The sequence below is a fragment of the Streptomyces griseomycini genome (assembly GCF_014203535.1).
In the GTDB taxonomy this organism is placed as follows: Bacteria; Actinomycetota; Actinomycetes; order Streptomycetales; family Streptomycetaceae; genus Streptomyces; species Streptomyces griseomycini.
Genome location: NZ_JACHJI010000002.1, coordinates 275,315 through 288,608 on the forward strand (window position 1 = coordinate 275,315; position 13,294 = coordinate 288,608).

The 13,294-nt window shown below is 74.3% G+C and carries 12 protein-coding genes; 7 read left to right on the forward strand and 5 right to left on the reverse strand.

Annotated features, from left to right (window positions below; all coding sequences use genetic code 11):
- Positions 1-34: 34 nt before the first annotated feature.
- On the forward strand, positions 35-895 hold the full coding sequence (gene folP / locus FHS37_RS05790) for a dihydropteroate synthase (protein ID WP_184817947.1): 861 nt from the start codon (positions 35-37) through the stop codon (positions 893-895).
- A gap of 107 nt (positions 896-1,002) precedes the next feature.
- On the opposite strand, the gene FHS37_RS05795 is transcribed toward folP, so the two are convergent.
- Positions 1,003-1,761 (reverse strand): LOG family protein, encoded by a 759-nt coding sequence (locus FHS37_RS05795; protein ID WP_184817948.1) that lies wholly within the window; start codon positions 1,759-1,761, stop codon positions 1,003-1,005.
- A gap of 119 nt (positions 1,762-1,880) precedes the next feature.
- Entirely contained in the window at positions 1,881-2,960 is a 1,080-nt protein-coding gene (gene dapE / locus FHS37_RS05800; protein ID WP_184817949.1) for a succinyl-diaminopimelate desuccinylase, read from the reverse strand.
- A gap of 85 nt (positions 2,961-3,045) precedes the next feature.
- Here dapE and FHS37_RS05805 point away from each other — a divergent pair, with 85 nt between their 5' ends.
- Both FHS37_RS05805 and FHS37_RS05810 read left to right on the forward strand, forming a co-directional pair.
- Complete coding sequence (locus FHS37_RS05805; RefSeq protein WP_184817950.1) at positions 3,046-4,038, forward strand: VldE C-terminal domain-containing protein; 993 nt, start codon at positions 3,046-3,048, stop codon at positions 4,036-4,038.
- 346 nt (positions 4,039-4,384) lie between these two features.
- Positions 4,385-4,732, forward strand: a complete 348-nt coding sequence (locus tag FHS37_RS05810; RefSeq protein ID WP_184817951.1) for an ATP-binding protein — start codon at positions 4,385-4,387, stop codon at positions 4,730-4,732.
- Between the two features lie 132 nt (positions 4,733-4,864).
- Here FHS37_RS05810 and FHS37_RS05815 read toward each other — a convergent pair whose 3' ends face one another.
- Together FHS37_RS05815 and fdxA are read right to left on the reverse strand one after the other, a co-directional pair.
- Complete coding sequence (locus tag FHS37_RS05815; RefSeq protein ID WP_184817952.1) at positions 4,865-5,962, reverse strand: bifunctional succinyldiaminopimelate transaminase/glutamate-prephenate aminotransferase; 1,098 nt, start codon at positions 5,960-5,962, stop codon at positions 4,865-4,867.
- A gap of 124 nt (positions 5,963-6,086) precedes the next feature.
- The gene (gene fdxA, locus FHS37_RS05820) at positions 6,087-6,404 is read right to left on the reverse strand and encodes a ferredoxin (protein ID WP_004926152.1); all 318 of its coding nucleotides are present in this window, start codon (positions 6,402-6,404) and stop codon (positions 6,087-6,089) included.
- A 140-nt stretch (positions 6,405-6,544) separates the two neighbouring features.
- Between fdxA and FHS37_RS05825 the strand changes: the two genes are divergently transcribed.
- The 4 genes from FHS37_RS05825 (at position 6,545) to FHS37_RS05840 (ending at position 10,798) form a co-directional block, all read left to right on the forward strand.
- Positions 6,545-7,633, forward strand: a complete 1,089-nt coding sequence (locus FHS37_RS05825) for a GNAT family N-acetyltransferase (protein WP_184817953.1) — start codon at positions 6,545-6,547, stop codon at positions 7,631-7,633.
- Positions 7,634-7,650: 17 nt separating this feature from the next.
- Positions 7,651-8,502: a transglutaminase family protein gene (locus FHS37_RS05830; RefSeq protein ID WP_184817954.1), complete on the forward strand. Its 852-nt coding sequence runs from the start codon at positions 7,651-7,653 to the stop codon at positions 8,500-8,502.
- Positions 8,503-8,577: 75 nt separating this feature from the next.
- On the forward strand, positions 8,578-9,051 hold the full coding sequence (locus FHS37_RS05835; protein ID WP_184817955.1) for a MarR family winged helix-turn-helix transcriptional regulator: 474 nt from the start codon (positions 8,578-8,580) through the stop codon (positions 9,049-9,051).
- 160 nt (positions 9,052-9,211) lie between these two features.
- Positions 9,212-10,798, forward strand: a complete 1,587-nt coding sequence (locus FHS37_RS05840) for an MFS transporter (protein ID WP_184817956.1) — start codon at positions 9,212-9,214, stop codon at positions 10,796-10,798.
- A gap of 63 nt (positions 10,799-10,861) precedes the next feature.
- Here FHS37_RS05840 and FHS37_RS05845 read toward each other — a convergent pair whose 3' ends face one another.
- A complete protein-coding gene (locus FHS37_RS05845; RefSeq protein ID WP_184817957.1) occupies positions 10,862-13,132 on the reverse strand; it encodes a hypothetical protein in 2,271 nt (756 codons plus the stop codon).
- Between the last annotated feature and the right edge of the window lie 162 nt (positions 13,133-13,294).

A 13,294-nucleotide genomic window follows, 5' to 3' on the forward strand; every position in this document is an offset into this window, starting at 1 on the left:
CGCAGACGGGACGCACGAGGAGAGGTCACAGGGGATGCTCAGGCTGGGCAGGCGGGAATTCGAGCCGCACGAGCCGGTGATCATGGCGATCGTGAACCGGACCCCGGACTCCTTCTACGACCAGGGCGCGACGTTCCGCGACGAACCCGCCCTCGCGCGCGTGGAGCAGGCCGTGGCGGAGGGTGCCGCGATCATCGACGTCGGCGGGGTGAAGGCCGGGCCGGGCGAGGAGGTCACGGCCGAGGAGGAGGCGCGGCGGACCGTCGGCTTCGTCGCCGAGGTGCGGCGGCGGTTCCCGGACGTCGTGATCAGCGTGGACACCTGGCGGCACGAGGTCGGCGAGGCCGTGTGCGAGGCGGGCGCGGACCTGCTGAACGACGCCTGGGGCGGGGTCGATCCGCGGCTCGCGGAGGTCGCCGCGCGGTACGGCGCCGGGCTGGTGTGCACCCACGCGGGCGGCGCCGAGCCGCGGACCCGGCCGCACCGGGTGGCGTACGAGGACGTCATGGCCGACATCCTCGACGTGACCGTGGGGCTGGCGGAGCGTGCGGTGGCCCTGGGGGTGCCGAGGGAGTCGGTGCTGATCGACCCCGGGCACGACTTCGGGAAGAACACGCGGCACAGCCTGGAGGCGACGCGGCGGCTGGGCGAGATGGTCGCCACCGGGTGGCCGGTGCTGGTGTCGCTGTCCAACAAGGACTTCGTCGGGGAGACGCTGGACAAGCCGGTGAAGGAGCGGGTGCTGGGCACCTTGGCGACGACGGCCGTGTCGGCGTGGCTGGGGGCGCAGGTGTACCGGGTGCACGAGGTGGCGGAGACGCGGCAGGTGCTGGACATGGTGGCGTCCATCGCGGGGCACCGTCCGCCGGCGGTCGCGCGGAGGGGGCTGGCGTAGCGTTCCCCGCCCCGCCGCCCCTTCCCCGGCCCGTCCCCGGGGGCTCCGTCCCCGGCCCCCCGGCCTCCGCCCGCCCACCGCCCGGTCCGGCGGGGAGGGGTCCCGCGCTAGCGGCCCGCCTCCTTCGACACCAGGGCGACCGCCTCGTCCACGTCGTCCGTGACGTGGAACAGCAGCAGGTCCTTCTCCGCCGCCTTGCCCTGGGCGATGACCGTGTGGCGGAGCCAGTCGACCAGCCCGCCCCAGTAGTCCGTGCCGAACAGGACGATGGGGAAGCGGGTGACCTTCTGGGTCTGGACGAGGGTCAGCGCCTCGAAGAGCTCGTCGAGGGTGCCGAGGCCGCCGGGCAGGACCACGAACCCCTGCGCGTACTTCACGAACATCATCTTCCTGACGAAGAAGTAGCGGAAGTTCAGGCCGATGTCGACGTAGGGGTTGAGCCCCTGCTCGAAGGGCAGTTCGATGCCCAGGCCGACCGACGTGCCCCTCGCCTCGCACGCGCCCTTGTTGGCCGCCTCCATGGCCCCGGGCCCGCCACCGGTGATGACCGCGAAGCCCGCCTCGACCAGGCCCCGGCCCAGGCGGACGCCGGCCTCGTACTCCGGTGAGTCCACGGGTGTGCGGGCCGAGCCGAAGACGCTGATGGCGGCCGGGAGTTCGGCGAGCGTGCCGAAGCCCTCGATGAACTCCGACTGGATGCGCAGCACCCGCCAGGGATCGGTGTGGACCCAGTCGCTGGGGGCACGCTCGTCCAGCAGCCGCTGGTCGGTGGTGCTCGCCTGCACCTGGTCCCGCCTGCGGAGGACCGGACCCAGGCGCTTCTCCTCCGGCGGCTGCTGCTTCCCCTCGGGGTTGCCGGTAGCCATGTGCGCTCCCTCCGTCGTACCAGTCGTTCCACCTCAGCGTAGATCTACGCGGGTTACGTCCGAGGGACGTGAGCATGTCCGCGGGGCAGCGCCCTAAACGCCCCGGAACCCCGACGGCCTCACGCCGTCAGCCAGGAGCGCAGACGCTCCTCCCCCGCGAGGATCTTCGCGGTGTCCACGCGTTCGTCCCGCTTGTGCGCCAAGTGGGGGTTGCCGGGTCCGTAGTTGACCGCCGGGACGCCCAGCGCCGAGAAGCGGGAGACGTCCGTCCAGCCGAACTTGGGCTGGGGCGTGCCGCCCACCGCCTCGATGAAGGCCGCCGCGGCCGGGTGGGACAGGCCGGGCAGCGCCGCGCCGCTGTGGTCGTCGACGACGAACTCCGCCACCCCGCAGTCGGCGAAGACCTCGCGGACGTGCGCCAGCGCCTCCTCCTCGCTGCGGTCGGGCGCGTAGCGGAAGTTGACGGTGACGACGCACTCGTCGGGGATGACGTTGCCGGCCACTCCCCCGGAGATGCCGACCGCGTTCAGGCCCTCGCGGTACTCCAGCCCGTCGATGACCGGGCGGCGGGGCTCGTAGGCGGCCAGGCGGGCGAGGATCGGGGCGGCCGCGTGGACGGCGTTGGAGCCCATCCAGGAGCGCGCCGAGTGGGCCCGCTCGCCCGTGGTCTTCAGCAGCACCCGCAGCGTGCCCTGGCAGCCGCCCTCCACCTGGCCGTCGGAGGGCTCCAGCAGCACCGCGAAGTCGCCCTCCAGCCACTCGGGGCGGACCTCGGCCACGTGCTTCAGGCCGTTGAGGTCCGCGGCGACCTCCTCGTTGTCGTAGAAGACGAAGGTCAGGTCGCGGTTGGGGGCGGGGACGGTGGCGGCGATGCGCAGCTGGACGGCCACGCCGGACTTCATGTCGCAGGTGCCGCAGCCCCACAGCGTGCCGTCCGCGTCGAGCCGGGAGGGGACGTTGTCCGCGATCGGGACCGTGTCGATGTGGCCGGCGAGGATCACCCGCTCCGGCCGCCCCAGGTGCGTACGGGCCACGACGTTGTTGCCGTACCGGTCGACCGTGAGGTGCGGCAGTGCGCGCAGCGCGCTCTCGATCGCGTCCGCGAGCGGCTTCTCGGTGCCGCTCTCGGAGGGGAAGTCGACGAGCTGCGCGGTCAGGCGCGCGGCGTCCAGCGTGAGGTCAAGCGGGGTGTCGGCCATGCCGTCGACCTTAACCCCCGGGGGGGCCGGGCCCACTGTCCACACCCGGCTCACGGACCCCCGTACTCTCCAGTACCTTGTACGCGTGCCAGAGCCGTCCCTTCCTTCCAAGCGTCGCGGCCGCCTCTTCCGCTTCGGGGCCGCCTTCGTGGTGCTGCTCGCGGTCGCCGGGTACCTCGTGGTGCAGTACGTCACCGGGGGAACGGGCGCACCGGGCTGCCGGGTGGTGTCCGGCAAGGACGACGGGGCGACGTACGAGTTCACGCCCGAGCAGGCGGCGAACGCGGCGACGATCACCGCCGTGGGCACCGCGCGCGACCTGCCCGAACGAGCCGTGACGATCGCGCTGGCGACCGCGCTGCAGGAGTCCGCGCTGCGCAACATCGACTACGGCGACCGCGACTCGCTGGGCCTGTTCCAGCAGCGGCCCTCGCAGGGCTGGGGCACGCCGAAGGAGATCATGGACCCGGCGTACGCGGCGGAGAAGTTCTACGAGCACCTGGAGAAGGTGCCGGGCTACACCCGGCTGCCGCTCACCGTCGCCGCGCAGAAGGTGCAGCGCAGCGGTTTCCCGCAGGCGTACGCCAAGCACGAGCCGGACGCCGCGCTGCTGGCCGCCGCCCTCACCGGGCGCTCGGCGGCCACGCTGACCTGCGACGGCCGCCCGGACGCGACGCGGGCGGCGGCGGGCGCGGACGCGGTGCGCGCCGCGCTGGTCCGGGACTTCGGGCGGGACGTGCTGGAGCCGGCCGGCGCGGAGGTGGGCGGGGCGGCCACGCCCCCGCCCGCCCCGGACGGCGGGTCCGCCGGCGGGGACACCGTGACGCTGCCGGTCACCGCCGGGCCCGACGGCGCCTCGCGGGACGCCGAGGCCCGCGGCTGGCAGCTGGCGCACTGGGCCGTGGCCAACGCCTCCGAACTGCGCATAAAGCGGGTGTCGTACGGCGGGCGCGAATGGACCGCCGGGAACACCGAGAGCCGGTGGCGGCCGGTCGGCACGGCCGACACGGCCGACGGCAAGGGCTCCGCGGGCGCGGGGGACGGCGTGGGCGCGGTCCGGATCACGACCGCGCAGTAGTACGGGACCTCACCCGCAGGCGTCATGCGCGGGGCGGGCCGACGGCGCCGTGCGAAGGGTTCTCCCCCGGTTCCCTCGCACCGGCGAAGCCCCTTGGCACCAAAGGGCTACGGCCGTGCCGTGCGCCTGCTGCGGGCCGTCCGGACCGGTCCCGTCTGCCGCCTTTTGTCCGCAGCCCGCCCCCGGCCGACCGTACGGCGCATTACCAACTCTTTACGTCGTCCCGCCGCAACCTTCCCGGCCGTCGGACGGTAGTCACTGCGTCCGGGCCCGGAGACCGCCGGCCGGTCGACCGGCTCCGGGCCCCGCCGAACACGTCACCGTTCCCTCCCGTCGAAGGAGCACCATGTCCCTCCCCCTGACCCGCCGGATCGCCCGTGCCGCGCTGCTCGTCGCTGCGGGAGCGGCCGCCGGGGTCGGTGCGGCCGGTTCCGCCAGCGCGGCCCCCGAGCTGCCGACCGCCTTGGACCTCGGCGGGCTGACCGCCCTGGACGGGGTGACCGGCAACACCGTGAGCAGCACGGCGCAGAGCGCCACCGAGACCGTGCGGGACGCCGACCAGGTGGTGCCGGCCGTCGACACGACCGTCGAGAAGACCGCGCCGGTGGTGAAGAAGCTGCCGACCAAGTCCCTCACCGGGGGCGGCGTGCCGTCGGCGAGGACCCTGCCGGTCCAGGGCCTGCCGCTCGGCTGACCGGTCCGGCTCGACACGCCGACGGGGCCCGGGGATCGTTCCCCGGGCCCCGTCGGCCGTCGTGTGCCGGGCGCGTCCCCCCGGGGCGCGTCCCCCGGGGCGCGCCATCCGGGCTGTGCCACCCGGGCCGCGTCACACGGACAGGCGCTCCACCGCCGCCCGCACCCGCTCGTCCGTGGCGGTCAGGGCGACGCGCACGAAGCGCTGGCCGGCCGGGCCGTAGAAGTCGCCCGGTGCGACCAGGATGCCGCGTTCGGCGAGGTGGGCGACCGTGTCCCAGCAGGACTCGTCGCGGGTCGCCCACAGGTAGAGGCTGGCCTCGCTGTGCTCGATGCGGAAGCCGTGGCCGAGCAGCGCCTCGCGCAGGGCCGTGCGCCGGGCCGCGTAACGCTCGCGCTGGACGCGGACGTGCTCGTCGTCGCCCAGGGCCGCCACCACGGCCGCCTGCGTCGGCGCGGAGGTCATCATGCCGCCGTGCTTGCGGATCTGGAGCAGCGGACCGAGCACCGCCGGGTCGCCGGCCAGGAAGGCGGCGCGGTAGCCGGCCAGGTTGGAGCGCTTGGACAGGGAGTGCACGGAGACGATGCCGTCGTACGAGCCGCCGTTGACGTCCGGGTGCAGCACCGAGACCGGGTCGGCCTCCCAGCCCAGCTCGATGTAGCACTCGTCGGAGAGGACGAGGACGCCGTGCTCGCGGGCCCAGGCGACGGTCCGGGTCAGCTCCTCCCGGGACAGCACCCGGCCCGTGGGGTTGGACGGGGAGTTCAGCCAGAGCAGCTTCAGGCCCGCCGGGTCCAGTTCGGTCGGATCGTCGTAGGCCACGTGCTCCGCGCGGGCCAGGCGGGCGCCGACCTCGTACGTCGGGTAGGCCAGCCGCGGAAAGGCGACCTTGTCGCCGGGGCCGAGGCCCAGCTGGGTGGGGAGCCAGGCGACCAGCTCCTTGGAGCCGACGACCGGCAGGACGTGGTGGTGGGTGATCCCGCGGGCGCCCAGGCGGCGCTCCGCCCAGCGGGTGATCGCGTCCCGCAGCTCCGGGGTGCCCCAGACCGTGGGGTAGCCCGGGGAGTCCGCCGCGGCGATCAGGGCCTTCTGGATCGGCTCGGGGACCGGGTCGACGGGGGTGCCGACCGAGAGGTCGACGATGCCGTCGGGGTGCGCGGCGGCCGTCTTCTTGTAGGGCTCCAGCTTGTCCCAGGGGAAGGTGGGCAGCCGGTCGGAGACTGCGGACACGGGTACGGGCTCACTTTCTGGTGCGGCCTGGCGCGGCAAACGCCTCGGTCCCGTGCGGCGATCGGGCTGATCGGGCCGTACGGGACCGAGGCGGCACGGAGTGTGCGGGCCGCTCGCGGGGTGACTAGGCCTGCGGCGGAAGCGCGGCGATGAAGGGGTGGTCGCGCTCGATCAGCCCCAGCTTGCTGGCGCCGCCGGGTGAGCCGAGCTCGTCGAAGAACTCGACGTTCGCCTTGTAGTAGTCCTTCCACTCCTCCGGAGTGTCGTCCTCGTAGAAGATGGCCTCGACCGGGCAGACCGGCTCACAGGCCCCGCAGTCGACGCATTCGTCCGGGTGGATGTACAAGGACCGCTGGCCCTCGTAGATGCAGTCGACCGGGCACTCCTCGATGCACGCCTTGTCCTTGACGTCGACACAAGGCTGCGCGATGACGTAGGTCACGCTGTCGTTCCTCCTCGATAGGGCGCTGGCGGGCCTCCTCAGGCTCCGCCGCCTGGCGCGCGGGAGCGCGGCGTCGTCGATGCCCGCCCCTAGTATCTCCGTTCTTGGGCATGATCCGAACAGGAGGGGTGAACTGACCTGTGGAAATCTCTGCCGCCGGGCGCCTCGAGGTCCGTGTCACCACTGCTGACGTGGGAAAACGGGTCTCGGTACGGAGCCTGATCGAAGACGGTCCCTCGGGTGAGAGGTTCACCGACACGGTCGGTGTTCTCACATCATGGGACAACGGTGTGCTGCGTATCACACGCAGGAACGGGGAGGGCGTGCTGATCCCGGAGTCCGCGCTGGTCGCGGGCAAGGTCGTGCCGTCCGCCCCGGCGCGTCGGCGCGGTCCGGCGGCCTCGTACGAGGAGCTGGCGCGGGTCGCCGCGCGGGCCTGGCAGCCCCTGGAGAGCGAGCGGCTGGGCGGGTGGGAGCTGCGGGCCGCGGCCGGGGAGGTGGCCGGGCGACGGGTGGGCTTCACCCGGCGGGCCAACTCGGTGCTGCCGCTCGGCGACCCGGGCGTGTCGCTCGACGAGGCGCTGACGGCCGTGCGCCGCTGGTACGCCGCGCGGGGGCTGCCCGCCTACGTCCAGACCGCGACCGGCGCCGAGGGCACGCAGGAGCTGCTGTGCGCGGAGCTGGAGCGGCGGGGCTGGGTGCGGGAGGTGACCGCCGAACTGTGGGTCGGCGGGCTGGCGCCGGTCGCCGACCTGGGCGCGGAGCCGTCCGGGGTCGTGCTGTCGCGGGAGGCCGACGAGGCGTGGCTGGCGCGGTACCGGCGCAGGGGGATGAGCGAGGTCGCCCTGGAGGTGCTGGGGAGCGGCCCCTCGGTGTGGTTCGCGACGGTGCCCGGTGCGGACGCCTCGGACGCCCCCGCCGCCATCGGGCGGTGCGTCGTGGACGGGCGGTGGGCCGGGTTCGCGGCGGTCGAGGTGGATCCGGCGCGGCGGCGACGGGGCCTCGCGACCGCCGTGATGGCCGCGCTGGCCCGGCGGGCGCTGGACGAGGGCGCGTCGGCGGCCTGGCTCCAGGTCGAGGACGACAACGCGGGGGCCCGCGCGCTGTACGACCGGATGGGCTTCGCCGCGCACCACGCCTACCACCACTACCGCGACCGGGACGACCGCGGCGGCCACGACGACCGCGCGCCGGAATCGTCGGCTCCTGCCGGTGACGGATCGCCGTGAGCGGGCACGAACCGGTTATGCGTTCCCCTCATCCCCCGCCGCCCGAGCGCTCCGCCGAGCTGCGGCGGCGGTTCGCCGAGGAGGCCCGCTGCGAGCGGCCGGACCTGTCCACGCTGTGCCTGCTGATCGGCGCGGAGGCGGACGGCGCCCTGGACGAGGCGGGCCTGGACAGCGCGCAGGTCGAGCTGGACCGGCTGACCGGGGAACTCCCCTACCGGCCCGGCTCCCCCCGGGCCTGGGCGCTCGCGCTGCGCGAGCTGCTGGGCGAGCGGTACGGCTTCCACGGCACCCCGGCCGACTACCGGCGGCTGGAGTCCTCGCTGCTGCACGAGGTGCTGCGGCGGCGGCGCGGGCTGCCGATCCTGCTGTCGGTGGTGTGGCTGGAGGTGGCCCGGCGGGCGGGGGCGCCGGTGTACGGGGTGGCGCTGCCCGGTCACTTCGTCATCGGCTTCGGGGAGGCGGAGCAGCAGGTGCTCGCCGACCCCTTCGACGGGGGCCGGGTGCTGACCGGCGCCGACGCGGAACTGCTGGTCGCCGGAGCCACGGGGGCGCCGCTGGAGGCGTCGATGCTGACGCCCGCCGCCCCCCTGGACGTCGTGCTGCGCGTCCTGAACAACATCCGGGCGTGGGCGGACGCCCGTCCGGAGCGCTCCGACGTGGCCCTGTGGGCGGTGGACCTGTCCCTGCTGCTCCCCTCGCATCCGGCCCGGCTGCGGTACGAGCGGGCCCAGGTGCTGATCCGGCGCGGGGACTTCCTCGACGGCGCGGACGAGCTGGAGGCGTACGCCGAGGTGGTGGCCGCGGTGGACGGGCCGACGGCGGAACGCGTCCGCGACCAGGCCCGGGCGACGCGGGCCCTGCTCAACTAGGGGCCCTTCCCCGGCTCCTCCGCCTCGGGCCTTCCCCTTTGACACAGGTATGACGAGATACCTATGCTGCTGTACATGTCCGACGGCAGTGCCTCCGAGCAGCGCATCGCGCACGTGGCCTCCGAGCTCGCGGCGTGCCTGCCCGCGCTGCACCGGGCACTGGAGCGGCGGGTCGGGAGCGAGTACCCCCACCCGAAGCCGCCCGAGGGACAGCTGGCGCTGCTGCGGTTCGTCGCGCGGCACGAAGGCGCCACGGTGGGCGAGGCGGCCACGGCGCTGCTGATGAAGCCCAACAACGTCAGCGCGCTCGTCTCCCAGCTCACGGAGCGGGGCGAGCTGGAACGCCGCCAGGACGCCGCCGACAAGCGCATCGCCCACCTCCACCTCACCGCGACCTCGCGCCGGCGGATCGCCGAGGTGCGCGCCCTCGAGGAGCGCCTCCTCGGCCAGGCGCTGCGATCCGTCACCGACGGCGAGATGGACGCCCTCGGCTCGGCCCTCGGCGCGCTGAAAGCGCTGACCGGGCACCTCCACGCCGCGACCCGCTGACCGACCCCGTCGTCGGGCGGCCCACCGCTCACGCGTGTTCCCGGTGCGGTGACCCCACGGGCACTCCCCTGCCCGCGGTCCCCCGTGCCCGCCGCGGCCCCTCTCCCCGGCACTCCGGTGCCGTCCCGTTCATCCCCCTCGAGAAAGAAACGGCTTCCCCATGTCGTCGTCCACTTCCGTGGATCACTCCGCCGCGCGCCGGGGCAACCCCTGGCTCGCCCTGATCGCCGTGTCGTTCGGCCTGCTCATGGTGCAGCTCGACGGTTCCGTCGTCGCCATCGCCAACCCGGCGATCGGCAAGGACCTCCGGGCCGGCACCGCGGAACTGCAGTGGGTCACCAACTCCTACCTGCTCGCGCTCGCCGCCTCGATGATCCTCGGCGGCAAGCTCGGCGACCGGTTCGGCCGGCGCCGCTACTACCTCGTCGGCGTCGGCGGTTTCGCCGTCACCTCGGTCGCCATCGGCCTGGCCGGCAGCATCGAGGGCGTCATCGCCTTCCGCGCCCTGCAGGGCCTGTGCGGCGGCATCCTGATGCCCAACACCCTGGGCATCCTGCGCGCCGTGTTCCCCCCGGGGAAGTTCGGGCTCGCGGTGGGCATCTGGGGCATGGTCTCGGCCGTCTCGACCTCGCTGGGCCCGATCATCGGCGGCCTGCTCGTCGAGCACGTCGACTGGACCTGGGTCTTCTACCTGAACGCGCCGATCGGCATCGTCGCCCTGCTGTTCAGCGCGGCGGTCCTCGCCGAGTCCAGGAACTCCGGCGACGAGCAGCGCTTCGACGTCGTCGGCGTCGTCGTGCTCGCCGCGGGTCTGCTCGCGCTCGTCTTCGGCATCGTCAAGGGCGAGACCTGGGGCTGGACCTCCGCCGGCACCCTCGGCTCCATCGCCGCCGGCCTGGTGCTGCTGGTCCTCTTCGGCCGGTACGAGACCCGGCAGGCGCACCCTCTGCTGCCGATGCGCCTGTTCCGCGACCGGTCGCTGACCACCGGTGCCGTCATGACCGGGCTGAACTTCTTCGTCATGCTCGGCGGCATCTTCTTCGTCATGCTGTACCTGCAGAACGTACGCGGCTACACGCCCGTCGAGGCCGGTGTCAGCACGCTGCCGATGTCGCTCGCCTCGCTGTTCGCCTCTCCGATCGGCTCCTGGCTGACCGCCCGGTTCGGCCCGCGCGTCACGATCCCGCTGGGCCTGGTCCTCTCGGCCGCCGCCATGTTCGGCATGCTCACCTGGACCACCGACTCGTCGTACGCCACCATGTGGCCGCCGTACGTCGCGCTCGGCCTCGGCGTCGGCGTCGTGCTGCCCGCCACGGCCGCCGCGATCATCGGCAACGCGCCGGTCAGGGACGGCGGCGTGGCGTCCGGTCTGCAGTCCACGATGCTGCAGATAGGCGGCGCGCTGGGCACCTCCGTGCTGGTCACCGTGATCGCCGGCAAGGTCGGCTCCTCGCTGTTCGGCGAGCTCACCGGGGCGGGTGTCCCGGCGTCCCTGGCCCATGACCTGGAGAAGGCCGGGGACGCCGTCGCGATGGGGATCGCGCCGGTCTCCGCCGACATGCCGGCGCAGCTCAGGGCGGCGGTCGTCGAGGGCAGCGGCCAGGCGTTCGTGGGCGGTCTGCACTCCGCCGTCGTCGTCACCGGGATCCTGTGCCTGATCGGTGCCGTGGCCGCCGTCGCCGGCATCAGGAGCCGCGCCCAGGAGGCGCGGGACGGCGAGGAGGCGCGGGTGGTCGCCGCCCACTGAGCGCACGCCGCACGCGAGGAGGGCGCCCGGTGGGTCACCGGGCGCCCTCCTCGCGTCGGTCGGTCAGCTGGGGTCGGTCTCGATCACGGCGACGCGGTCGGTGGTGCTCTTGAGCGCCGGGCGCAGAGCGCCGATCACGTCCTCGACGGTGACCGGGGTCTTCTTCCCGGTGCCGCGGGTGATCAGCACCCCGTCGAAGACGTCGCCGTAGAGCTCCTGCAGCGCGGCCCGGTCGTAGTACTCGACCAGCTTGCCGTTCTGCGCCTTGACGCCGAGGAACTTCCACAGCGACTTCTCGGGGCTGAAGGAGATGCTGTGCGCGGCGTCGGTCTGGACCGTGACCAGGCCGGACATGGCCGGCTCGGCGAACTCCTTCATCATCCGGTCGACCTCGGCCTTGGAGACCGAGGGCTGCCGGGGGGCCGTCGGGACGTTCACCGGGGTGGAGGCGCCGCTCTCCACCTGGGTGCGGTACGCCTCCTTCACCACGTCGACCGCCTCGGCGACGTCGATTCCCTCGCCGCCCCCCTTGGGGTAGACGGGGACGGCCTTGCCGGACACGAACTTGATCGTGCCGTCACCGCCCGAACCGGAGGCGCCCGCCGCGTCCTCGAGGGCGGCCTGCAGTTTCTCCTCGTCCACGGGCATGACCGGTTCGACGACGCGGTGGTTGCCGAAGAGAGAGCCGATCACGGAGACGGGGTTGTAGTCGCTCCGGGCGGCCTCGCCGACGGTGGCGTCGGCGTCGAGCTGAAGCCCCGCGTTGTCCGGCTGCAGTTCGACGGTCCTGCCGCCGACCGACAGCTTCAGCGGCTTGTTCAGCCGGTCGTCGAGGGCCTGGTCGAGCTTCTTCACGGCCTCGTCGCGGGTGCCGCCGCCGATGTCGACGCCGAGCACGGTGGTGCCCTTGGGCACGTCCGAGTGGTTCATCAGCAGACCGGCGCCGTAGGCGACACCGGCGAGGACGACCACGACGCCGCCGAGCAGGACGAGCTTGCTGCGCCCCTTCTTCTTCGGCGGCTTCGAGGAACTCGCCGGGGGCGGGGAGACCGGCTCGGGCAGCTTCGGGGGCGTGGGCCGCCCCGGGCCGCCGGCACCGGGGCCGGTACCGAAGGACACGCCCGGCGGCACGATCGGGATGCCGCTGGTGACGGTGTGCCCGGAGACGTTGTCGTGGCGCGCGCCGTAGCCCGGGGTGCCCGGTTCGGGGGCCGGCTGCTGCGGGGTGAGGATCGCGGTGTCGTCGCTCAGGCCGCCACCGGGGGCACCGGGCCGGCCCTGCTCGCCGAAGGCCGCACCCGGGTGGGGCCGCCCACCGCCGGCACCGGGACCGCCCGCGGCACCGGGGCCCGCCGGGCCACCGGGACCGGCCGGGCCACCGCCGGCCGGCGGGGCCATCGGGCCGTCGCCGGTCACCGGACCGGCCGTGGGGCCCGCCGGGCCCTGCTGCGGGCCGCCCGGGCGCCGCTGGCCGCCGCGGTCGAGCCGGCCGGGCCGTTCCGGCTGCCCGGCCTGCCCCGGACCGCTCGCGCCGGGCCGGCCGTCGTGGCCGGCGGGGCCGTCCTCCGGGAAGTACGCCAGGTCGTCCGGGCGCGGTCCGTCGGTGCCGCTCGCGCCCGGACGCGCACCGCTGCCCGCGGACCCGCCGGTCAGCGCCTCGGTCACGTCGAACGAGCCGGTGCCGCCACCGTGTCCGGGGGCCACGGGCCCGCCGGTCGCGCCGGGGAGTCCGGCGCCGTTGGTGCCGCCGGGGCGGGTGCCGCCCGGCGCGTTCATGGAGCCGACCACGCCACCGGGACGTCCGCCGCCCGGCCGCGCACCGGTGCCGGGGGCACCCGCGGGGGCGGAACCGGCCGCCGGGCCGCCTGCCGCGGCGGGGCCCGAACCGCTCGGCGCGGCCGACCCGTTGGCGGAGCCGCCGCCCGGACCGCCCTTGCCCGCCGTCGACTTGCGCGGCGCGAACCAGTCGCTGGCCTGCTTCTCCTCGGCCGGCTGCCGGTCGGTGCCGGCGGACCGAGCGGGCTCGGCGGACGTCTCGGCCGAGGACGCGGACGACGCCGGTGCCTCGGCGTCGTCGGTGCCCTTGCCCTCCGTGTCCGCGACGGGCTTGCGCACGACGACCGGCGGAATGGGCCGCGATCCGGGGATGTTGATCCGGATCCGGGTCGTCAGCGTGGTCTCGGTCTTGCGTTCCTCCGGTCGCGCGGCCGGACGGCCCGCGCCCGTGCCCTCGTCCGGAATCGCCGGAATCCCGTAGGGCGGGGTGCCCGACGGGTAGGCGGCTCCGCCGCGCCCGTCGGGCCCGGAGGACGGAGTGTCAGTTTCACGACTCAAGGCAGGTTCTCCCGGTTGGCTCCGCCGCCCGTCACGACCTCACGGTGGGGGTCCCCCGGCTCGGGCGAAGCCGAGAGTGCGGGGGAGGCTCGGCGGCGCGCACCACCTTACTGGCCGCATCCGGCCGGTATTCCAGGACCGCTGAGGAAACCCACACCGGAC

Excerpts from the sequence above, each read along its gene's own strand:
- FHS37_RS05835 (WP_184817955.1), top strand. The coding sequence starts at position 8,578 with ATGTCCGACGGCAGTGCCTCCGAGCAGCGCATCGCGCACGTGGCCTCC.
- FHS37_RS05795 (WP_184817948.1), bottom strand. The coding sequence starts at position 1,761 with ATGGCTACCGGCAACCCCGAGGGGAAGCAGCAGCCGCCGGAGGAGAAG.
- FHS37_RS05830 (WP_184817954.1), top strand. The coding sequence starts at position 7,651 with ATGCGTTCCCCTCATCCCCCGCCGCCCGAGCGCTCCGCCGAGCTGCGG.
- FHS37_RS05810 (WP_184817951.1), top strand. The coding sequence starts at position 4,385 with ATGTCCCTCCCCCTGACCCGCCGGATCGCCCGTGCCGCGCTGCTCGTC.
- dapE (WP_184817949.1), bottom strand. The coding sequence starts at position 2,960 with ATGGCCGACACCCCGCTTGACCTCACGCTGGACGCCGCGCGCCTGACC.
- folP (WP_184817947.1), top strand. The coding sequence starts at position 35 with ATGCTCAGGCTGGGCAGGCGGGAATTCGAGCCGCACGAGCCGGTGATC.
- FHS37_RS05840 (WP_184817956.1), top strand. The coding sequence starts at position 9,212 with ATGTCGTCGTCCACTTCCGTGGATCACTCCGCCGCGCGCCGGGGCAAC.